Annotated in this window: 14 protein-coding genes and 2 pseudogenes; 8 read left to right on the top strand and 8 right to left on the bottom strand. The window is 42.5% G+C overall.

What is annotated here, in order from left to right:
* Positions 1-86: 86 nt before the first annotated feature.
* From RMY00_RS05655 to RMY00_RS05640, 4 genes and pseudogenes are all read right to left on the bottom strand, one after another.
* Positions 87-2,372, bottom strand: a complete 2,286-nt coding sequence (locus RMY00_RS05655) for a PhoD-like phosphatase (protein WP_322646613.1) — start codon at positions 2,370-2,372, stop codon at positions 87-89.
* Positions 2,373-2,650: 278 nt separating this feature from the next.
* Positions 2,651-4,042, bottom strand: coding sequence for a malic enzyme-like NAD(P)-binding protein (locus tag RMY00_RS05650; RefSeq protein WP_322646612.1), 1,392 nt, complete (start codon positions 4,040-4,042; stop codon positions 2,651-2,653).
* 307 nt (positions 4,043-4,349) lie between these two features.
* Positions 4,350-4,478 (bottom strand): annotated as a pseudogene (locus RMY00_RS05645) (photosystem II q(b) protein); the annotation flags it as partial.
* Positions 4,470-5,087: pseudogene (locus RMY00_RS05640) on the bottom strand (Uma2 family endonuclease); the annotation flags it as partial. The pseudogenes RMY00_RS05645 and RMY00_RS05640, both read right to left, overlap by 9 nt.
* Positions 5,088-5,318: 231 nt before the next feature.
* Between RMY00_RS05640 and RMY00_RS05635 the strand changes: the two are divergent.
* The 3 genes from RMY00_RS05635 (at position 5,319) to RMY00_RS05625 (ending at position 10,350) form a co-directional block, all read left to right on the top strand.
* Positions 5,319-6,347, top strand: coding sequence for an AraC family transcriptional regulator (locus tag RMY00_RS05635; protein ID WP_322646611.1), 1,029 nt, complete (start codon positions 5,319-5,321; stop codon positions 6,345-6,347).
* Between the two features lie 121 nt (positions 6,348-6,468).
* On the top strand, positions 6,469-9,108 hold the full coding sequence (locus tag RMY00_RS05630) for a TonB-dependent siderophore receptor (protein ID WP_322646610.1): 2,640 nt from the start codon (positions 6,469-6,471) through the stop codon (positions 9,106-9,108).
* Positions 9,109-9,216: 108 nt separating this feature from the next.
* Positions 9,217-10,350 (top strand): PepSY-associated TM helix domain-containing protein, encoded by a 1,134-nt coding sequence (locus RMY00_RS05625; RefSeq protein WP_322646609.1) that lies wholly within the window; start codon positions 9,217-9,219, stop codon positions 10,348-10,350.
* Between the two features lie 62 nt (positions 10,351-10,412).
* On the opposite strand, the gene psbA is transcribed toward RMY00_RS05625, so the two are convergent.
* From psbA to RMY00_RS05610, 3 genes are all read right to left on the bottom strand, one after another.
* Positions 10,413-11,495 carry a photosystem II q(b) protein gene (psbA, locus tag RMY00_RS05620; protein WP_322646608.1) on the bottom strand — a complete coding sequence of 361 codons (1,083 nt, stop codon included), beginning with the start codon at positions 11,493-11,495 and terminating at the stop codon, positions 10,413-10,415.
* A 351-nt stretch (positions 11,496-11,846) separates the two neighbouring features.
* Complete coding sequence (locus tag RMY00_RS05615) at positions 11,847-13,346, bottom strand: MBOAT family protein (RefSeq protein WP_322646607.1); 1,500 nt, start codon at positions 13,344-13,346, stop codon at positions 11,847-11,849.
* A gap of 109 nt (positions 13,347-13,455) precedes the next feature.
* The gene (locus RMY00_RS05610; RefSeq protein ID WP_322646606.1) at positions 13,456-16,467 is read right to left on the bottom strand and encodes a DUF1574 family protein; all 3,012 of its coding nucleotides are present in this window, start codon (positions 16,465-16,467) and stop codon (positions 13,456-13,458) included.
* 505 nt (positions 16,468-16,972) lie between these two features.
* Between RMY00_RS05610 and RMY00_RS05605 the strand changes: the two genes are divergently transcribed.
* From RMY00_RS05605 to RMY00_RS05590, 4 genes are all read left to right on the top strand, one after another.
* A complete protein-coding gene (locus RMY00_RS05605; RefSeq protein WP_322646605.1) occupies positions 16,973-17,209 on the top strand; it encodes a hypothetical protein in 237 nt (78 codons plus the stop codon).
* A gap of 102 nt (positions 17,210-17,311) precedes the next feature.
* Positions 17,312-20,416 carry a phosphoenolpyruvate carboxylase gene (locus RMY00_RS05600; protein WP_322646604.1) on the top strand — a complete coding sequence of 1,035 codons (3,105 nt, stop codon included), beginning with the start codon at positions 17,312-17,314 and terminating at the stop codon, positions 20,414-20,416.
* Positions 20,417-20,519: 103 nt separating this feature from the next.
* Positions 20,520-20,774 carry a hypothetical protein gene (locus RMY00_RS05595; protein WP_322646603.1) on the top strand — a complete coding sequence of 85 codons (255 nt, stop codon included), beginning with the start codon at positions 20,520-20,522 and terminating at the stop codon, positions 20,772-20,774.
* Between the two features lie 92 nt (positions 20,775-20,866).
* Complete coding sequence (locus tag RMY00_RS05590) at positions 20,867-21,172, top strand: DUF4090 family protein (protein ID WP_109007959.1); 306 nt, start codon at positions 20,867-20,869, stop codon at positions 21,170-21,172.
* Between the two features lie 396 nt (positions 21,173-21,568).
* Here the strand turns inward: RMY00_RS05590 and RMY00_RS05585 are convergent, their stop codons facing one another.
* Positions 21,569-22,288, bottom strand: coding sequence for a response regulator transcription factor (locus RMY00_RS05585; RefSeq protein WP_322646602.1), 720 nt, complete (start codon positions 22,286-22,288; stop codon positions 21,569-21,571).
* Between the two features lie 648 nt (positions 22,289-22,936).
* Here RMY00_RS05585 and RMY00_RS05580 point away from each other — a divergent pair.
* Positions 22,937-23,563: a CPP1-like family protein gene (locus RMY00_RS05580; RefSeq protein WP_322646601.1), complete on the top strand. Its 627-nt coding sequence runs from the start codon at positions 22,937-22,939 to the stop codon at positions 23,561-23,563.
* Positions 23,564-23,661 lie beyond the last annotated feature (98 nt).

The following is a 23,661-nucleotide window of genomic DNA, read 5'->3' as shown; positions in this document are numbered from 1 at the left end:
AAATTAAAAATTAAAGAATTATTTTTAATTATCAATTTTTAATTGGAACACAGTGGGGCCTTGTACCCAGAATTAATTAAAACTGGTCATCGTAACAATGACTGATTAGGCGTTAACTGGCTCTCAAAACGGCTGTAAACAACTTGGGTTGGATACCAAGAAGAAAACCAGTACAAATCTTGAATAACTTTGCAATAACTACTCTCATCTACTAATTCAAAGTGAACCAGACCTAAATTATTAAATCCAACTACTTCTCGCCCCTCCTGAACCCAACGAAATTTCCAAAACATCAGGGGTTGTAACCATTTCCATTTGGCATTTTCGGCTCGTTTCCAGGGAGCTATCAACGATGATATATCTGCTCCAAAGCCAGAAGTCTGAACGCTGTTTCGAGGTACCCACTCCAACACACAATGCCACTCAGAGTTAGTCAGTAACTGGCGATTATGGTGTAATTGTTTATCCGAAATTTCTACCATATTAGGTGGATCAATCCAACCTATCCAATGTCGCACTTTTTCTGGTAGTAGCCAATGTTTCAATCGTGTATGAATGAGCCTTGTCAAAATTTCTTCATTCTTCAATGCACTAGCGGTTAATTGCACTAAGACAGACTGTAATTTGGAATGAGTGCGTGCATAAGACAAGTGAGCAACAGAACTGTAGTGAATATCTCCTGATAGAATAACAACTTGTTGACGTTCCTCAAACAAAGTAGTTAGAAATTTCGCCAGTGCTTCAACATTAATGTTCCAGGCATCTCCAACATCAGTTGAAAAAACTTTCTCCTGTTGTAAATTCCAATGGTGAATCCAATCAATCACTTGTAGTCCGAATACATTCGTGGGCGCAATCACAAATGTAGTTTGAATTTGAGTTTGTTCAGCTATTTCTTGTAAAGGTAAAACTAGTTGTTGCTCAAAGGCTTTTGGACACAGCAGCATCGGTGGTGCAATTGGTTTTTGATCAGCTGGATAACCTCGCCAAGTTCGCGTGTCCAGCACAATTACTTCATAGCAATCGCTCCTGACTATGTAGTTCCAGGTGATTGCTTCAGGATGTCGATCCAGAATGAACACTGCACCATCTCGAACTAAAATCGGTAAGTCTGTGTGGGGATCGTTAGCTGGCATACCTACATAATGAGCGATCGCCTCATCAGCCTTTGCATCTCTCCCTTTAGAAGCTGACCAAGCTTGTGCAGCCGCCAACAGCTTTTCACCGGATTTACCTGCTGCAAATTGCTCAGGCGTATTGCCCCAACCTTGAAACACCGTGTAAGCTAACAAGGCATTTTGGACTATTCTTCGTCCTAAAGGATGTCCTAGCACTCGCAAACACCAAGCTTGGTTTAGGTTCCAGTCATCAGTAACATCATGGTCATCAAAGATAGTGTACATGGGAATATTGGCAAGGGCGCGGCGCACTTTCCCAAGGGTATAAATGAATTGGCGCAAGTGCCGGACTTGTCGGTTCCAGTTCTTGATAGCTTTCTTTTTGTGCGTTACTTGGTGTCCTTTGGGAAATGCGGCTGGCCAACACACTGGCGACCAAGCTAGTAAATAAGTAGCGTAATATTCACCCAGACTGAAAAGATGACTGTTAACTTTCTCAGCTTTATTATGTAATCCTGCGGTCAATCCAGCTTGATTTGTCGCCACATCAGCTCGCTCTCCAGGAGGTAGTTGCTGGGGAGTGTAGTATATTCCATTCACAGGAAGTTGTTCTTCCCAACCTAAAAGGGCATCACCAAGTGTACTGGCAACCCACAGCGATGGTTCTGCTACATCGTCGCCGTAAATTTGATCTCCGGTGAGGAATAGCTGGTGGGGGCGATGTTGCGGTTGATTTGCTTTTGCTTCAATCAAATTGTCGAGAATCGGCAGTGCATCAAACCCATGACCATGAGGTTTACGGCAGGAAGCATGAATAATTTGCAAATCTTGCAGACGGTTTGGCGGCAAAACAAAGGTTGGTTTTTGATGCTCAAAGTAGCTGATGCTGACTGTAGGAGAGGAGTTTGAGCATAATGCTTGTTGCATTTGCAGGCAATGATGAGCGAGAGTAAATTGGAGGTCGTATGCATATATGCGGTTACTAGTTAAACGATGCTCCTCCATAGACCGAGCTGTTATAGCTGCAATGTGAAGATACTTGCCCAAAGCGACGGTAGAGCGTTGCCCCTCTAATAAGCAATTTCCTAGTGCTTTACCATCATTTGTTGTGCCATAAACCTTGAGTTCTACCTGACAAGACTGTTTTAGTGCCACCCATACCGTCACTGACTTCGGTTCAGTATGTTTTAGAATTGGCCCCGCCAAAATCAACGGTAGTTCTTGTATAAACTCGCCTCCAGCTTGGTACTTCATTAAATTTAGACATCAATTCCCATCTGTTTCACTCTATCAGTCGATAGAGCAGTCGATTGTAGTCTAAATAATAAAGAATGGACGAGATAATTTAAAGTTTTGAGCGCTGGAAGCCAGCGCTCAGACTTTTGTGAATCTTACAAGAATTATTCTTTTGGCGTTGCTGAATTGAAGTATGAATCTGGATGTAGAGACGGAGCAGTGCTACGTCTCTAAAAGGATTTTGGTATTATGCAAAATCATTTTCATACATGGAATCAGCAACACCATTCTTTTAATTAATTCCGAGCGATACCTTCTTGACGCGCTGCTTGTTGTACAGCAGCAGCAACAGCAGTAACGACGCGCTCATCAAAGACGGAAGGGATAATGTGTTCCCGATCCAAGTCTGAAGGCTTAACTAAAGAAGCGATCGCACTTGCAGCTTCTAGGTACATTGTGGTGGTAATTGTCTGGGCCCGACAATCTAAAGCACCACGGAATACCCCAGGAAAAGCTAAAACGTTATTAATTTGATTTGGGTAATCACTGCGACCGGTAGCAATCACAGCTACATCTTTGCTGATTAATTCTGGCTGAATTTCTGGAATCGGATTTGCCATTGCAAAGACAATTGGATCTTTCGCCATCGATTGCACCATTTCTGGTGTTAAAACTCCCGGTGCGCTGACTCCAATAAACACATCTACCCCTTGCATTGCACCCGCTAATGTACCCTGCGCTTTCACGGCAAATTCCAGTTTTTCTTCTGTTAAATCGGTACGACTGGTTGAGATAATTCCTTTAGAGTCGCACATCCAGATTTTTTCTGCCCCAGCTTTCCTCAGTAACCGAGCGATCGCCACTCCAGCCGCCCCAGCACCATTAATCACGATGCGGATTTCCGCCATTGATTTATGTACCAGCTTTAGAGAATTAAACAATGCTGCCAAGGTGACAATTGCTGTACCATGCTGGTCATCGTGAAAAACGGGGATATCTAACTCTTGGCGTAATCTTCTTTCAATTTCAAAGCAGCGAGGTGCAGCGATATCCTCTAAATTCACACCCCCAAAAACTGGCGCGATATTCTTGACTGTCTGGATAATTTCTTCTGTATCTTGGGTGGCCAAACAAATGGGAAAAGCATCTAGCCCAGCAAACTCCTTGAATAGCATTGCTTTGCCTTCCATGACTGGTAAGGCTGCTCCTGGGCCGAGATTTCCCAATCCTAAAACGGCGCTACCATCGGTAACAATGGCAACAGTATTTTGTTTGATGGTTAACTTGTAAACTTCCTCTGGATCTTGAGCGATCGCAGTACAAATCCGACCAACTCCGGGTGTGTAAGCCATTGCTAAATCAGACACACTTTTTAAGGGAATTCTGCTAGTAATGCTGATTTTGCCACCGCGATGTAAATTAAAGGTGCGATCGTAGACGCTGAGTAACTTGATGTCTGGCAATGCTTTGACTGCTTGCACAATGGTTTCAGCGTGTTCAGTACTAGCAGCATCTACAGTCAGATCGCGGGTGGATTCTTTACGGGTTTGCTCGATTAAATCAATTTGACCAAGATTACCGCCAGTAGTTGCGATCGCCTGGGTTATCGATGCCAACATCCCTACACGATTGGGAATCTGCAAGCGCAGTGTCAAACTAAAACTAGAATTAGGAGTTAGGTTTGCCATGTTGATTTTGGATTTTAAGTTTTAGATTTTATATTGAATTGAGACAAAAACTAAAATTTGAGAGATGTAGTCAGTGAAAATACAATGAATATTAACTCTGAAGAGAACGTCAGTAGTTAGTTTACTCACTGCTTAAAGTTTTGATAATTATTTTTATTTATACCAATGCATTTACTAATATAGATGAGTAACAATTTAGTAATTGTACCCAAATACACCAGATATTTTTTTAAAATTTTATCTGTGTAAATTTTTATATAAAAAAAGCGCCCTCTAGATAGAGAGCGCGGTGAATTTTAAATTACAATTAACCGTGAATTACGGGTGCAAACATTGCCAGAGGTACTGCTTCACCAGCCGCCAAATCCAGGGGGAAGTTGTGAGCATTGCGCTCGTGCATCACTTCTATACCCAAATTGGCGCGGTTTGTCATATCTCCTGTGATTAGTGAGGTGATAGCTAACCACAAACCCGGAAATACTTTACTTTTAATCACACCATCTACATCTGCCACCAGTGGCAAATATTCCCTATTCTGCAAACAGAACCAGTCAAGTTTATTTTCTAAAGTCTGCTAAACGATATATTCCTGCACTCCGTTGCGGCGGTAAGCGCGTTTTTTGTCGTACAAATCAATCGATGCACTACTGGATGCTATTTCTGCTACTAATTCTGGTACGCCTTCTACGTAATCATCTTCACTGATTTCTGCCTGTCCCTTGGCTGGTTTATCTATTAACAGCAAAACATCAGGTTGTGGTTCATTGTCTAAATCTAAGCGCACGGTAGCATTATCGCCTAGCTCTACCCCTGGAGTAGAAATTTTGTAATTTCCTAACCAAACAATTAAGTTTCCATGAGGTAAACCATGACTTCTAAAACGTAGGGGTGATGCCACGTAGACGACTCCTTCGATTAATTCTGCTTTTTTATTAGGCATTGCTTTATAACGACGCTCAAATTCGTGGCGGGTTAAGCGATCGCCACTTTCTAAAGGAGGAATAAAAGCGCTATTACTTAAGCCATGTTCCACAGAAGCAGCCATTACCTAATTCCTCATCCGCAGGAGTTGTAGCTTGAATTTAACATAGTGGAGCGCAAGGTTTTAAACAAGACCCCAATATGGCATCTAGGCCTTTTCGATGCAAATTTAGCATTAATCGCAAGGCTTACCAAATAGCAGCTAGAATCAATCTCTCTTGTTTAAGCTTCTATAACTAGTAAACCAAGCGATTGCCATATAATAATTAGGATAAAATATCAATAAGCTACAAAAATGACCCTGTTTCTTTCAGCTAGAGAAGCTTATCGACAACAGCAAAATACTACTCCAACCTCTGAAGCTACAAAAATCAACTCATATAACACTGGATATCAAGCAGTGTTGGACGATCCAAAACAACAAAGTCGGGGTTACGAAAACGTTATAGCTTTCCCAACAGGTATTAACTTGCTAGTGTCACAATTCGACTTAGCTGAGGATTTAATTCTTGAGACAAATTTCTATAATCTTCCCTTCATGGCATTTAGTTTTGCAATTATTAGTAATTATACGTCAGAAATAATACCTGTTGGACATAATTGTACGGCAACATATTTTGATTTCGATGAGGGGATTCCTGGTAATGGAGTTTATTTACGCGCAGGTCAACACATTCTGCACGTAGAAGTTGGAATCAACCCCCAACAATTTTTTTGCAGACATGAAGTTAGTGGCTTAGACTTCCTACCCAAATCACTCCAGTTGTATCTAGAAACTGATAATATATCTTTTCTTAACTACTTTCGTATCGGGCAAACTACTCCCGAAATGCAAATTATTTTGCATCAAATAGTTAATTGTCCCTTTCACGGCTTGATTAAAGAGATTTACTTGCAAGCAAAATGCTTAGAATTAATGGCGCTGAAGTTGGAACCCGATACAGCAGGGGAACGGGAACTGATGCGATCGCGCATTTTGCGAACAGATGATATTAACCGAGTTTACCACGCCAGAGAAATTTTAATCCGCGATTTTGACAATCCCCCCTCGTTGCTAGAATTGGCGCGACAAGTAGGTTTAAACGATTACAAGCTCAAAATCGGGTTCCGCCAGGTTTTTAACACAACAGTATTTGGCTATTTGTATGCTCACCGGATGGAGAAAGCCAGAAAACTAATTATGAGTCAACAAATGACCATAAAACAGATAGCTAAGATCGTGGGTTACGAATGTCCTAGTCGCTTCGCTGTGGCTTTTAAAAAGCGCTTTGGCATCCAACCAAGTCAATACTTAGATAGATTTATTGTTGCAAAAAACACCTAAAAAAATCCGTTTCGGCATATACCTTGATAAGATTTCTCGCAACAAATTCCCCTATGCTGTTGATAATAAATCCTAATTAAAGATTGGTGTAATCTGGGATACTACGGTGTGTGGGAAGAAAATGAGCAAGCGAATATTTAAAATCTTCAGTTGCAGACTGGAGTGGCTGTTGGTACTTTTAACAGTTTTGGTGGTTCAGCCAACCAAAGCGCAAGATATTCCTAAATCTGATTCATTGGTTAATCGGCTTAAGCGACTAAGTGAGGTAAAACCCGCTATTAGCAGCACCCAAATGTTACTGGTACAGTCGCCAGCACCATTAACTGAAGTTGTGCAAGTTACGTCAGTTAAGGCAAATCCCACTGATAAGGGTGTGGAGGTGATTTTACAGACTACCAAAGGGGAACAGTTGCAACTAGTCAATCATAGTGCTGGTAGCAATTTCATCACTGATATTCCCAATGCTCAACTACGCCTACCATCGGGTGATGCGTTCACATTCCGTTCTGAAAAACCAATTGCGGGTGTAACTGAGATAACAGTTACTAACTTTGATGCCAATACTATCCGAGTGACAGTGATTGGTGAGGGGAGTGTACCAACAGTCGAGTTGTTTGATAGTCCGAATGAGGGTCTTATCTTCTCTGTGACTAGTGCAGCATCGTTGGCCCAACAACAACCGCAAATTCAACCAACTCCTGAACAACAAAAGCCAGAGAATCAAGCACAGCCAAAACCATCAGCTGCGGGTGATGAACCAATCGAGTTGGTAGTAACGGGTGAACAAGACGGATATAGTGTACCAGATAGTACAACTGCGACAAAAACTGATACTCCTCAACGTGACATTCCGCAGTCAATTCAAGTTATCCCCCAACAAGTCATCAAAGATCAGCAAATCACGCGGATTAGCGATGCTGTACGTAATGTCAGTGGCGTGACTTTGCAAGGGGGCTATGCCGGGGCTACAGATAATTACAACATTCGGGGATTTACAACCTATGACAACTTGAGAAATGGTTTTTACGCTCAGGATAACTTTGTGAATCCGACTAACATTGAGCGGATCGAAGTTCTCAAAGGCCCGGCTTCAGTGCTATATGGACAGTTTGAGCCGGGAGGTGTGGTGAATTACATTACCAAACAACCACTCAGCGAGCCTTACTACTCTGCTGAATTTACAGCCGGAAGTTTTAGCACTTATCGTCCCTCCATTGATATTTCCGGGCCGCTTAACTCAGACAAAACGTTGCTGTACCGTCTGAATGCTGCATACGATAACTCCGGTAGTTTTATCGATTTTGGTAATCAGGAAGTATTGGCGATCGCACCAGCACTGAGCTACAAAATTGGTGATGCGACAACATTGACGCTGGAGTATGAATATCTCAAACTCGATCGCACCTATTATGATGGTCTTCCACCCGATCCAATCGTTTTTCAAGCTCCTATCAGTCGTTTTCTGGGGGAACCAGGCGATCGTTTCTCCGAAGAGACACACTCTGTATTTCTGAATGTCAATCATCGCTTCAGTGAAAACATCCGGCTTCGCAGTGGCTTTTCAGTTACGCTTGATGATTCTGAAGAGTCAGAGTTTCGCCCGAATAGCATTGATGCAGATGGTACCGTCCAGCGAAGGTTTGCTGCTGGCCCTGGTTATTTACAAAACTACTCTCTGCAAAACGACCTAATCGGTAATTTCAGTACGGGTTCCATCCAACATCAAGTTCTTGTGGGGTTGGAGTGGAATAAATATATCTATGGCTACGATTATCTGCGAAGTTCTACTTCAGTGACTCCCAGTATTGATTTATTCAATCCTGTGTATGGCGCTTCCCCGCCATCAGAGTTTGATGAGGCCGCATCAAGGGATCGTTTTGAGCGCAATACGATCGCTCTTTATTTGCAAGATCAAGTGACGTTGCTGCCAAATCTAAAACTATTGGTGGGCGGCAGGTATGACTTTATTCATCGCAAAAATCGCTCTCAATCGCTGGATTCTTTCGGTAGAGAGCCGATTGATGATGCTACAGTTGAACGGCTTTATGATGAAGCATTTTCCCCTCGCGTTGGCATTGTTTATCAGCCTCTACCGCCAATTTCTATTTACGCTAGCTACAGCCGCTCGTTTAATCCTAGTTCTTCGCAGACAGTAGATAGAACTCAACTGCCACCAGAACGCGGCACTCAGTATGAAGTCGGAGTCAAAACGGAACTGATTAAAGACAGGCTATCCGCTACCTTTGCCGCATACAATATCACCAAGCAAAATGTCGCTACAACCGATCCTAGTAACTCTGACTATTCCATCCCGATAGGAGAGGTGAAAAGTCGCGGTTTGGAATTTGACGTTTCTGGACAGATTCTACCAGGCTGGAATGTGATTGCATCCTACTTCGTCAACGACGCATTTGTAAGTGTAGGTGACGAAAATAATCCTGTAGGTGAATCTCTTGTAAATGCTCCCGGTACTGGTGGTAGTCTGTGGACGAGCTATGAAATTCAAAGCGGTGGTATGAGAGGATTAGGGTTTGGTGGGGGAGTATTTTACACGGGCGATCGCGAAGCCACACTTCCCAACACGTTCAAAATCCCCTCTTACGTCCGCGCTGATGCCACCATTTTCTACAAACGCGATAACTGGCGGTTTGGACTGAACTTTAAAAATCTTTTTAATACTCAGTATTACGATTCTCAGGGCTACTATCTGCGTCCTGGAGCGCCGTTGACTGTTCTAGGGACGGTTTCTGTGGAGTTTTGACCCTACCCTAACCCTCACCGAGGCTTGCGCTTCGGCACTGTAATTCTTCCCCCAATCCATCGGCAGGATAAAAGGGGGTAAAAAATCTAACTTGCTCTGGTGGGAATTATGAACCGAAAAAAAATACACGATATCGTTTTTTACCTGCACCAATATATCGGTTTTATTGTTGGACTGGTGCTGCTTATTGTTGGCTTAACAGGTAGCCTGTTAGTTTTTGAGCAAGATTTCGATCGCTTTATGATTACTCAAAAGTATGGACAGATTACTCCCCAACAGGTGCAGTTATCTCCAGAGTCTGTGCTGAATACAATTGAAGCGAAGTATGCTGCACGAAGTGATCTCCATCTTTTTCGTATTTATTTACCAGATACTTCTTCTTCTCCTTACGTGGGGCAGTTGTCATCAACTGATGAGCAAAGGATAGAGGTTTTTGTCAACCCTTATACAGGCAAAATTATCGGTGAGCGTATATCGGATAACACTCTAATAGGTATGCTCCTTAAACTGCACGTTAGCTTAATGGCAGGCGAAACTGGAACTATGTTTGTTGGCATTGCTGCCTTTCTAATGTGTATCCTCACCGTCACAGGTTTAGTTCTCTGGCCTGGTTGGCGTAAGCTAATTATCGGCTTCAAAGTTAAGTTTGATGCTCATCCCAAGCGGGTGAACTTCGATATTCACAAAGTGGCTGGCATTGTCAGTGTGGTTTTTTTATTCTTTACTGGCTTTACGGGCTTTTGCTGGAATTTCTACGATTTGACTGAACCAATCATTTACGCTGTTACATTCACCTCAAAACCATCCGAGCTATTATCCAAGCCAATTCCTGGTAAATCGGCTTTCGGACTGACAGAACAATTGAAAATTGCCGATGCTGCCTTACCTGGTGCTGTTACTAAAAGCATTTACTTGCCTGGTAAACCAGAAGATGCTTTACAAATTCGTATGAAGCTACCGCAGGAAAGTTCAGATTACGGTGATAGTAATGTTTATCTCGATCAGTATAGTGGTAAGGTTTTGCGAGTTGATAATGCTTTAAAGATGCGGTTGGGTGATCGCGTCCTCAATTTTTTTGTACCTCTGCACTACGGCACTTTTGGTGGCTTACCAACCCGCATACTCTATGTATTTGTCGGACTTGCACCATTGATTTTGTTCGTTACTGGCTTTGTGATGTGGAAGCATCGCTATAAAACAAAATCTAATACAGGATTTATTAAACGGTCTGTTTTAAAATAATTACAACAAAAAAGCGCCCCCCATTTCTAGAGGGCGCTTTTTATTTAGCTAAATCTTCAGAATTAACCGTTGATAGCAGGAGCAGTCAGAGCAACAGGAGTAATTTCACCAGCAGCTAAGTCTAAGGGGAAGTTGTGAGCGTTGCGCTCGTGCATTACTTCCATACCTAAGTTGGCACGGTTGATTACGTCTGCCCAGGTGCTGATAACGCGACCTTGAGAGTCAATTACTGATTGGTTGAAGTTGAAACCGTTCAGGTTGAATGCCATCGTGCTGATACCCAAAGCGGTGAACCAGATACCGACGACAGGCCAAGCTGCTAGGAAGAAGTGCAGTGAACGACTGTTGTTGAAGGAAGCGTATTGGAAGATCAAACGACCGAAGTAGCCGTGGGCTGCAACGATGTTGTAGGTTTCTTCTTCTTGACCGAACTTGTAACCGTAGTTTTGTGATTCGGTTTCGGTGGTTTCACGCACCAAAGAAGAGGTAACCAAGGAACCGTGCATTGCAGAGAACAAGGAACCGCCGAATACACCAGCCACACCTAACATGTGGAAGGGGTGCATCAAGATGTTATGTTCTGCTTGGAACACAATCATGAAGTTGAAGGTTCCAGAGATACCCAAAGGCATACCATCAGAGAATGAACCTTGACCGATTGGGTAGATCAAGAATACTGCGGTAGCGGAAGCCAAAGGTGCGCTGTAAGCTACGCAAATCCAAGGACGCATACCTAAGCGGTAGGAAAGTTCCCACTGACGACCCAGGTAGCAAGCGCAACCGAGCAAGAAGTGGAAAATTACCAATTGGTAAGGGCCACCGTTGTACAACCACTCATCTAAGGAAGCAGCTTCCCAAATGGGGTAGAAGTGCAAGCCGATAGCGTTAGAGGAAGGAACAACTGCACCAGAGATGATGTTGTTTCCGTAGATCAATGAACCTGCAACAGGTTCACGGATACCGTCGATGTCTACTGGAGGTGCTGCGATGAAAGCGATTACAAAGCAAACAGTAGCAGCTAGCAGGGTTGGGATCATGAGTACACCAAACCAACCGATGTAAATCCGGTTGTCGGTGCTTGTGATCCACTCGCAAAAGCGATCCCATACGTTGGCGTCAGAGCGCCGTTGTAAGGTTGTGGTCATTGTTTTATAAGTGCTATGGGTTGTCAAATATGGAACAAGCAAGATTTATTTTGCCTGTTGAAATACAGTCTACATGAATTTACTTTGACGCGATCTCTGACTTAATATTCTGTAACAAAATAACTTTAACAAGCTCATCGAACTGTAAAGTTTTCCTACTAGAAACAATAGTCATAAAAGTAATGGATTAAGGCGTTCTAAGGCGTTTCAACACTGAACTAGCTATAACTTTCAATGAGGTGATCGCTTAGTTAACTTTCTTTACATTTCTTTACAAAGACTCTGTGAGAAAAATTTTGAGTTTTGTTGATTTGTAAAGAAATAATAAGTTGTAAGTTGTCTTATGTTTTATCAAAAATCAAAGTAAATGTAGGGCAAACTGCCTTCAGGAGCTAATAACCAAACAGCGTAGAAACATAGGGGAACGAAAACAAGCTTAAGAGGCCAGTTAAACTCTAACTTCAGTATTCGGTTGAAGGTATAGACTACAGCCATAAGGGCAGCTATAGCTAAAAGTACCCAAGCGAGTTGAGATTGGCTCATATTTAATGCTTCTACATAGACCTTTTCAGCAAACTGGGCGTCAGCCGGATAACCCCAAAGATGGCGAATTACTAAAGAAGAGTCTTGGAGATTAGGTAGGCGGAACCAAATCCAAGAGGTAAAAACCATCAGTTGAGTTAATAACCAAGCAACAAAGATACCCAGAGGATTTTGCCAGAATTGTTCTAGATTTTCAAAGCGATCGCTCATACTATCTGTAAGTCGATGAACCACCAAGGCTAACCCGTGGAATATGCCCCAAACTACATAACCTAAAGCAGCACCGTGCCAGATACCAGCGATTAGCATCACAATAAATAAATTCCAGCAGGTACGGACTAAACCCCGACGAGAACCACCCAAAGGAAAGTAGATATAGTTACGTAGCCAATCTCCTAGAGTGATATGCCAGCGCCGCCAAAATTCGGAAATATTAGTGCTGAAGTAGGGAAAATCGAAATTTTCAGGTAGAACCAAGCCAAAAAGCATCGCACTACCACGGGCGATGTCTACGTAACCGTTGAAATCTAGATATAATTGTAAACCGTAGGCGAATGTAGCTAACCAGAGATCGGTACTACCTGCCCGTTGTAGATTACCAAAACATAAATCGACGAAAATACCAAGGTGGTCTGCAAAAATACCTTTTTTGACTGCGCCTCTAGCAATCAACCACAGTGCTTCAGCAACTCTATCGCTATTGGGTAAGTTTAATGTATTGAATTGATTTGCTAAGTTGTGGTAGCGCGTAATCGGCCCTGAAATCAGTTTTACAAAGAATAATTTGTAGGTAGCAAATTTGAGAAACTGATCGGTAGCAGGCGCACCACGATAAACATCTATTAAATAAGCAATGCATTCAAAGGTAAAAAATGAAATCCCTAAAGGTGCAATTAATTTAAAAGAGCTATCGGGTGAGTTTGTTTGCACATTAAAAACAAACTTGAATAAAGGAGTAAAATACTTATAACCTAATAATAGTAAAACATTTAGAACTATCCCCAGCCACAACACTTTTAAACGGCGGCGATTCCAGTCACCTTGGGCAAATTGCCACTCTTCATTAGAAATTTGCCAGTCAAGAGAATGTTTTCCTGGTGAAGTATTTTTACCAATCTCTAGCCCTACACGGAAATTAATATACGTCAATGCTAATAGTAATGGTATGTACTGGATCTGCAAAGATGCGTAGAAAACCAAGCTGGCAATTAGCAGCGTCCATAATCGCAATTTCTGTTGTGCTAAAGACCAATAAATTCCTAGCACACTCAACAAGAACAGCCCATAAAAAATTGATATAAAGTTCATTTTTTAGTTATTTGTCATTTGTCATTGGTCATTTGTCATGGGGCATGGTGCATTCATTAATAATTAATAGTTATTCTTCCCCACTCCCCACTCCCCATTCCCCAGTTTCCTACTTCACTGGCCAGGGAATCATCGGATCATTAGCCAGCTTTTTGGAGACTTCGTATGCTCCAAAGCGGTTGAGGTGGCTGGGATCGGAGAAGTAATCATTTGCTTTTGGCCACTGTTGACTCAAATCTCGATAAATAAAGTTGGGACTAGTAGCTAGACGCAACATATATTGCTGAAATTGTTGCTCATATTGTCTACGCACTGGATCTAAATAATCTTCTGTGAGAGGCATGTTGACAAACACTAAGGAAATTTTCTGAGCCTGGGTAAACTGAAGCACTTCTTGAAACGCAGCATCTTGCTGTCCTTCTATTTGGAAAGATTTATAGTCGTTGTCGTAATTTCCGGGAACTCTAGAATGTTTTTGATAGTATCTTGCAGGATTGAAGCGAATTGACAAAGGTAGAAAGCCATCAAAATCAACTGCTTGCTGGGAAGTACTTTCATCTGAAGTACCGTCTGTTAGCTGTTTTTGCGATCCAACCGTCTGATTGCGACCACTTATAAGCAGTTGTTTTTGCAGTAAACTTTTAATTTGGTCGCGGTTTGAATAGCTAGCAGAAAGAGATGCTAGAGCCTGATTTAACGACTGATTGACAGCTTCATAGGCGCTAATTTCCGGTTTTTCTTCTTTTATCTTTTCTTCTGCCGAATTTACCGTATTTTCGGGCAAATCACTGCTATTAGCAGTTGTTGGGGCTTTTTGGAATGCTTGTTTATAACCAGCTGATGTAGCGATTGATTTAAAGGTAATATCCTCACGTCCACCGTTAAAGGCACGGGCCCCATCTGCCCAGATAATTATTTTAGGCAGTTCTGATGGTTCCAATACGTGGCGAATCACAAAGTCTACAACTTGTGCAGTAGCACCGTTGATCCCAAAGTTAAATACATCAAGATTTGGATAGCCTTGAGTCGCTAAAGCTTTAGAAAGTGCTGCGGGATCTACTCCCCTGAGAGCACGGGAGGAGCCAATAATCAACACATCTGGCGGAGTACCAGTTCTAGCTAAACGCTGTTTATACAGTGCTAGTTGCTCGTCTAACTGCCTGACATTAAAACTTGGCATCTGCGATCGCGCTGCTAAAAGAATAGCGGTAGCGGTTGCTTTTTCCTTCAGTGGTGCGGCTGCTAATTTATTTGTCGGGGTATCATCACTTTGGGTAAACTCCGAAGCATTAAATACAGAACTCTGATTTGGAGAAGATTTAGTTTTGGAAGTGCTGGTAAAAAATGTGGTTTTCTCACTCTGAGTTTTCCCAGATATTAAAGATGCCTTTTGCCCAGAAGATGATGAAGGCAACACACTGGCTACTTTTGACGAGGGTGTAGTAATTGCAATAATTCGACCCAACACCCAATCAGTTTGAAGGGTAAGTAACAATCCTAGTGTTCCCCATACTAAAGCAACCTTAAGTCCTTGAACATCAGGACTTTGTTCTGCTGACTGATCGCTTTCGATAAATAGCTGGCTTTGTAACAGGAATTTTTTTGTGGTTGCACTCGCCGTTGTCATCCAATCTCGTGCGACTTCTGTGACAAAAGTTTGAACTTCTTCTGTTGTTAAGTCGGGGCGCAAAATTGGCTCACTAGTCTCAGAGGTTACTAGCTCATTAACGTATTTAGAAGTAGCAGCAAATTCTGGAGTTGCTTCTGGTACTAAACGTTGACGATGCTCAATATCAACGCCATAGTTCCAAAAAGGCTCTTTATTCCCAGCTCGGCGACCGTAGACACGTACCCCCATAATACCGGGGATTCTTAACTGGCGGATAAACTGCGTAACTTTAGTTGCTACTTGTTGACGCCCTGGACAAACAGGTGCATCACACATGATGTGCAATAAATTATTTTTGTTCAGCAGAAGTACACGAACTCCGCCCGTTAATAAACGCCAATCTAAGTCAGGATTGAGTAAACGCTCTAGTAAAAAGATGATGGCTGGTTCATCGCCAGTATTTGCCAAATCTAACGGTGATGTGGCAAAGGCAGGATAATTTGTCGCAGGTAAAGCTACCCAATCAATCCAAGTTGGTTCATTGTCGCCTGCTTTTTGTCCGTATATGGTGGCGGCGAGAATGCCTTGAGGTGCGATCGCTTCTAGCTGCGGTAAAATCGCCTTTAAGCACACTTCTTTGTCGGGGATTGGCGCAGTCCCCAAAGGATCAAAAGCTGGGCTACAAAAGATATGTAGCGTTGATTCTTTCAGAAAAGCTTGGACAGCAACTTTTAACCCTGACAATACCTCAGTTAATAATCGCGCGATCGCTTGTATATCGCCCCAACGCGCCCATTCCTTCAGCATTACCTCTGGTGGGGTTAAATCCACCCGCAACAGCCAATCCGGGGCTGTTTCACCGCTCACCTGGGAAACAATTACTGCATCTTGGTAGCCAGTAAGCTTGAGATAACGCAACTTCTGTGCTATTGGTTCGGCAAGCAATGATGCATCGGGGCTATAGCTCGACTGGCAAAATATCCACAGGCGATCTTCTTCCGCCTGAGAGTTCTTTGACTTATATGGCTTAATCTTTGCCTGTACTGATACACCTAAAGTACTCAGAGTCTCGCTCAGATATCGAGCGATCGCTTCTGGGTTCCCTTGGCGTGCCAAACTTTCGTTAGAGACAATCAGCGCCCCAGCCGATTGCTTTGATTTTTCCGAATCTTCTAGCAGCGCTTGCTTTACCTGCTCCAGGTGCTTATCTATTTGATTCAAGTAAACCCGATGGCACCATGAGGGGCGCTGCTCCCCTTTTCTTCGGCCATAGACAAATACTTGATATATTGAGGGTTGTTCGTCACTTGTAAGAACATCTAAGTCTGTCTGCTGTAATGCTTGCAGCAAGTCAGACAAAGTATGCCAACGTTGCGGACATTCTGTACCTTCACAAAGAATATGAAGGTTATTTCCACGTAACCGGACTTTCACCCCGAAAGTGTTGATCCCTGTTGCTTGGCTTACCCACTGTACTAAGGATTGCTGGCGATCTGGTAATACTGTTTTCATGCTCAGTTAACTTTACAAGAAGCGATTGTTGGGGGATAGTGCCTGCACTTGTAAACTAGAACCATAGGTTTACCACACTCTGACGTTTTTTTTTAACAATTTTGTTACCTTCGTAGCTCATAAAATCGGCCAAGATAGTCTTGTACAGGTTGCAAGTCTGACTAATGTTGAGTTTTGCGTTTATTTTACTAATAGGGAGTCAAAATTAAGAAGTTAGGAGCTAGGAGAGACGAGACTAATCGCGTCTGTACAAAAGCCAGGAGTCAGAATAATTCTATATGACTGGCTGATGAATTGTCCTTTAAAACTGGACTTGCGTCCTACTAAGCTAATGACCCGGATGGGCGAAACAAACAACAAGCTTATCTCATTTAAACTCCGTGTATTGATGATCCTCGGAGTAATCATAATTCCTAACTCCTGTACAGACGCGATTAATCGCGCCTCTACTAACTTCTAATTCCTGACTCCTTTTGACTCATATTCCCATAACCAAGAATTAGCAATGCCTCCTGCCTACCAACAACCCTCAACTAACCCCACATCCAATCTGGATTTCTTTAGCATTCCCCAATCTTTCCTTTTACAAATAGGTACAGCGTCTATATTACTGCTGCTCATTACCGGAAAAACTACAGTAAGGGCACTAGAAGCCATAGGGGAGGCAAGTGAAGAATTATTGCGAGGCGATCGCCTACCCAATCTCGACTTCCCAGAAGATAGCGAAACTAATCAAACTTAGAAAATATACACCAAATAATTATTTGCTCAGGAAAAACTTGGTGAGCATTAATTGCACAACCTAGAAGCGTAAACAGTTATTAGCTTTACAACAATAGAGAATATGGGTTCCCTTTTATACTCTTCGTCTCAAACTGCTGATATATACCCGGTGTCGGAATTATTTTTGCGTCATCGTCTCCAGGTAGTGGAAGAATTGTGGGAGTCAGTTCTAAGGCAAGAATGCGGTCAAAACATGGTAGATTTGTTGCGAGAGTTGCGAGATTTGTGTTCACCAGAAGGACAAGCAACAAATGACCAAGCATCCTCAGCCGTAAAATTGATTGAACAACTAAATATTAATGAAGCAATTCGCGCGGCTCGTGCTTTCGCTCTGTATTTTCAGTTGATAAACATCATAGAGCAGGAATACGAACAACGGCAGCAATTGAGTCGCTATGAGGTAGAAACAGAGCCTATAGATGCAGAAATAGCATCTAATGTCAACTATTCTTCTAATCAAAGAGAAGATGACGCGCCTGTTAGCAGGGGAATAGCAGCAGAGTTGCTCAGAAAGAATTATCTAGAAAAAGCGCAAGTCAAACCAAAAGGTACTTTTGCTGCCTTGTTTCCCTATTTATTCAAACTGAATGTACCACCCCAGCAAATTCAACGTTTAATTGCACATCTGGATGTACGGTTAGTTTTTACAGCGCACCCAACAGAAATTGTTCGTCATACCATCCGGGATAAGCAGCGCCAGGTGGTACAACTTTTGCAAAAACTGGATGCTTTGGAAAACTATTCTGGTGCGGCAACTGGGGGATATGCTTGGGAAGCAGCAGATGTGCGCGAACAATTGCTCGAAGAAATTCGCCTCTGGTGGCGTACAGACGAACTTCACCAGTTCAAACCCACTGTGCTAGATGAAGTAGATTATGCCCTGCACTACTTCCAAGAAGTTTTATTTGATGGCATTCCTCAACTTTATAGACGTTTCAAACACACCCTATCGAATACCTTTCCTTGGTTAGAACCACCGAGTAAAAACTTTTGCTCTTTCGGTTCCTGGGTAGGCTCAGACAGGGATGGGAACCCATCAGTCACACCAGAAATTACCTGGCAAACAGCTTGCTATCAGCGCAAAATGGTGCTTGGGAAATATATTCAGTCAGTGAAAAATCTGATTGAATTATTGAGTGTGTCGATGCACTGGAGTGATGTTTTACCAGATTTACTGGAATCTTTAGAATTGGATCAGTCCCAGTTGAGTGAGGTATATGACGCACTGGCGTTGCGTTATCGGCAAGAACCATATCGGCTCAAACTGGCTTATGTGCTCAAACGCCTAGAAAATACTCGCGATCGCAATCTAGCTTTGTACAATCGGGAAACGCCAAAAAATCAAGATAGTCCCCTGTATCTTTCAGGAGCCGATTTTTTAGCAGAACTGCGGATGATTCAGCGCAACTTGACAGAAACAGGTTTAAGCTGTCGAGAATTAGAAAATCTGATCTGTCAGGTAGAAATTTTTGGTTTTAATTTGACACAGTTAGATATTCGCCAAGAATCATCTCGCCATGCCGATGCGCTCAATGAAATATTGGAATACCTGCAAATATTACCTCAACCTTACAACGAACTATCCGAAGAGCAAAGAGTCGCTTGGCTCACAGGAGAACTGCAAACCCGCAGGCCATTAATTCCGGCAGAATTGCCATTTTCTCAAAAAACCAACGATGTAATTGAAACCTTTCGCGTCGTGCGATCGCTACAACAAGAATTTGGTCTAAATATCTGCCAAACTTACATTATCAGCATGTGCCGCGACGTGAGCGACGTGCTAGAAGTATTACTGTTAGCCAAAGAAGCCAGACTTTTTGACCCCGCCCTTGCTGCCGGAACAATTCAAGTTGTCCCCCTATTTGAAACAGTAGAAGACTTACAACGCTCCAGAAGCGTCATGCGGAAACTGTTTGAACTCCCCTTATATCGCGCTTTATTAGCTGGCGGCTACGAACAAACAAAAACAGAGGTTGTTGTGGATGAAAATTTATCCCCCCCTGCCTCCCCTGCCTCCCCTGCCTCCCCTGCCTCTCCTACACCCTCCCCCCTCTCCCCAAACTTACAAGAAGTAATGCTGGGGTATTCTGATAGCAACAAAGACTCTGGGTTTTTAAGCAGCAACTGGGAAATTCATAAAGCCCAAAAATCACTGCAACAAATAGCAGAAAACTATGATGTAAATTTGCGGATTTTCCACGGACGCGGTGGTTCTGTGGGACGAGGTGGTGGCCCTGCTTACGAGGCGATTTTGGCTCAACCGGGTCATAGTATCAATGGGCGAATCAAGATTACCGAACAAGGGGAAGTTTTGGCTTCTAAATACTCCTTGTTGGACTTGGCATTGTACCACATGGAAACGATTACCACTGCGGTAATTCAAGCTAGTCTGCTGCGGACAGGGTTTGATGATATTGAACCCTGGAATGAAATTATGGAAGAATTAGCAGTGCGATCGCGTCAACATTATCGTGCTTTAATCTACGAACAGCCTGATTTTGTTGACTTCTTCCACGAAGTAACCCCCATTGAAGAAATTAGCCAGCTACAAATTAGTTCCCGTCCGGCCCGCCGTCCATCTGGTAAGAAAGATTTAAGTAGTCTACGAGCTATTCCTTGGGTATTCAGTTGGACACAAACCCGCTTTTTACTTCCTTCCTGGTACGGCGTAGGCACAGCTTTACAAGAATTTTTGAACGAAGAACCAGAAGAACACTTGAAATTGCTGCGCTACTTTTACGTTAAATGGCCGTTCTTCAAGATGGTGATTTCTAAAGCCGAGATGACGTTAGCAAAAGTAGATATGCAAATGGCGCATCACTACGTCCAGGAATTATCAAAACCAGAAGATCAACTTCGTTTTGCCAAAGTTTTTGATCAAATTGCTAGCGAGTTTTATCTCACAAGAGATTTGGTATTAAAAATCACCGATCACAATCGACTCTTAGATGGCGATCCTGTCTTGCAACGATCTGTGCAATTACGCAATGGCACAATTGTCCCCTTGGGATTTATCCAAGTTTCACTGCTCAAGCGTCTACGGCAGTCACTCAATACTACTGCTACTTCTGGAGTCATCCACTCTCGTTACAGCAAAGGCGAGTTACTGCGAGGAGCATTGTTAACTATTAATGGGATTGCTGCTGGGATGAGAAATACAGGTTGATTGGGAATGGGGAGTGGGGAAGAGGCAGGGGAGCAGGGAGCAAGGGAGAAGAATTTTCACCTTTGCTTCTTTTCAATGCCCAATGACAAATGACAAATGACAAATGACAAAAAATAGAATTTTAATTTGCACTTTTTTGGCGCTATCAGCAGGTTTTTTTGGTGCTTACATCAGTGGGCAAATCACCATAATGTTGCATAGCCAAAAGTGTCAAAACCAACCTTGGGGTTTCAAGGAGATGTGCAACGCTTGGGTGACACCAGGAGCAATATGGCAAGGTAGCACAACAGGGATGTGGACAGGCACTATCTTAGGGGCGTTTGTTGGTGGTTTAGTAACGCGACAAGCTCGTAATTAGTCTGTTGGCTACCTAAGTGAAGGTGAGCTTGACCAACTTTGGTGTCAGCAAGACTGGTAAAATCTACCCATAACGAAGAAGAGTAAATCACCATGCCTACCGAAACTAACCCAGGAAATCAAACTACCACAGGTGCTGATGCTATTGATGAGGCGATCGCACAGGGAATTGATTTTGATGGTTCTCCCATTCCGCCTGCCAAACTAGAACTTTATGGTAAAGTTATGGCGCTAGAAGCCAATAGACAGCGCAGTGGCGTATCTAATACTATGCGATCGCGCATTGTGCGAATTGGTGCAAAACACATTCCCCAAGCAGAACTTGACCAATTACTTGTAGATGCTGGTTTTGCACCCTTAAAAGAAAAAGAAATTGCCTTTTTCTATAGTGGTAAATAATTGTTAATGTTTTACAACAGGTTTCATTTATTTGAACCAAATATGTACTAGGGACGCAGCAATTGCCCATTGGTGTCAAATTAAGAAGATAAAGCCCAAATATTATTGGGTTTGACACCAATGATAGCTGTGCGCCGCTACGAACTCCAACCTAAAACACCGTTGTATCTACCAAAATGGTCAAGATGCAAGCAAATAAATATTTTCCAGTGGAATCTCTCCCTGCTCACTGTCTTAAACGCATAAATAAATATCTCAAATAACTAGCTGGTCTGTATTTGAGCAATATTTACCTATTTGACTGTTTAAATTTGTCTTTTACTAAAGCCAAAGAAATTCGCAAATCACTCCCCCAAGAATTAACAGTCAAGAGTTAAAAAACTCTAGACTATTAGCTCAAGACTTAACTTCCAAGTGTTGGGGATGAGCAGGAGATTCAAACTTATACCCTACGCCACGTACAGTTTGAATTAATGCTGGCTGACTAGCATCAATTTCAATCTTCTTGCGAATTTGCCCGATATGGACATCTACAACCCGTTGGTCGCCAACGTATTCATAGTCCCATACTTCTTGGATTAACTCCGCACGCCGCCAAACTCGACCTGGATGACTGGCTAAAAAATGCAACAAATCAAATTCCAGAGCAGTTAAAGGTACTGCTTGGTTATTAAGCGCCACCTCCCGCCGCACTGGGTCAATCATCAGTTTTTCAAATACCAAGCGTTTTTGCTCGGCAGTCGTTATCACTCGTTGACGCCTCAAAATCGCTCCGACTCTGACTTCTAACTCTCCTAGCCCAAAAGGCTTGGTGAGATAGTCGTCAGCACCTTTAGCAAAGCCGCGAATTTTGTCAGCTTCGTCAGCACGGCTAGTCAACATCAAAACAAACACACCATTACGACTTTGCATCTCTTGGCAGAGGTTAAACCCAGTTACATCTGGTAAATTCACATCTAGAATCACCAAGTCGGGGTTAAATTGCTCAAATAGATTTAAGGCTGTTTTTCCATCTTCGGCAGCCTCTACCTGATAGTTCTGCTTAATCAGAAAGCGTTGGATTAAATTCCGAACCGCAGGATCGTCGTCAACTACAAGAATCTTGGCAGGAGCCATGACCATTACTTTGCACAAAAATTCGTAAGATTAACAAAAGGTTTGCGTAAAAACGCAGTTGCCACTTAGTGGCTAACTAAGAATCTACATGTCTACGGGATGAGATTCCTGATTATTCAAAAATAAATACTCTAATCAGGATTGTAGGCAATGAGAACGCTAAATTTCTGTTAGGCACAGTATATAAGCACTCTGACTTTAGCCGCAACAATTCTTAACACCATGACACGTTCTTGATCCCAGTTAGGTGGTAACTTAAAACGTCTCAATTTTAAATCGATATGCGGATATATACCACAAGCGATTATTCAGTATAATTAAAAAATTTCTATTAAGGCACAGTAAGTTGCCAAATCTGAAACATTAAAGTTGATATTTTCATAAAAACTATGTGTTTTAGGTACTCTCCCTTCAAATTCTAGATTAAAGCCAGAATTAGACAACGACATGAGGGTATACACGGAGTTATATCGATATGTTAAAGTGGCTATAGTTAGAATTACAAAGTCTGATTAAACTAACCCGTGCTACTATCCTGTTAGGGCATAAAATTAAGTCGGAACTTTAGTTTCGATTAAAACAAAACCTAAAGCTGTTTTTTATTCGACAAAAGACTGCCGCTGACTGAGGCTGAATTAACAAACTCCCATGAGCGATCAAAATCCCTACGATAAACTTGGGGTATCAGAAGAGGCTACCTTCGATGAAATTCAGGATGCTCGTAATCGCCTATTCGAGCAATATAGTAGCGATGCCAAGCATTTAGAAGTAATTGAAGCTGCTTACGATGCGATTTTAATGGATCGCTTACGGATGCGCCAAGAAGGTAAAATTAAAGTCCCTGAGCGTATTCGGTTTCCAGAGTTGCGAGTGCAATCGCCTCCTAAAGAAAGCCCAGCCCCTCGTGAACAGTCACCTGCATGGCTGCAACGGATGCTGGATAAGCCTTCACCTGCCGATATATTCTTACCAGGAGCTTGGTTTCTTGGTTTGAGTTCTATCAGTGTGTTTTACCCAGAGGGAGGCGATCAAGTTTTGCAGTTGGCATTGGTAGTTGGGGTAGGTACTAGTATTTACTTCCTCAATCGCAAGGAAAGCAAATTTGGTCGAGCAGTTTTGTTCACCCTGGTCAGTTTAATAATTGGCTTAATCGTGGGGGGACTACTTGCTGGCTGGCTCTTACCACAAATACCATTCCTAAATTTATCATCGAATCAGTTCTCTACTGTACTAACGTTTATATTATTGTGGTTGGTTAGTAGCTTTCTACGGTAAATGCTACCCGTAAGCAAGTTTCCGTAAAGAAGGCATGGTTTATATGTGTTCTTCTCAAAATTTGAGAGTCAGGAGTCAGAATAGCTATTTTGACTCCT

The organism is Nostoc sp. ChiVER01 (assembly GCF_034531155.1).
Taxonomy (GTDB): Bacteria; Cyanobacteriota; Cyanobacteriia; order Cyanobacteriales; family Nostocaceae; genus Nostoc.
The sequence above is the reverse complement of the archived record's forward strand: the minus strand, read 5'-3'. Positions and strand labels throughout refer to the sequence as shown.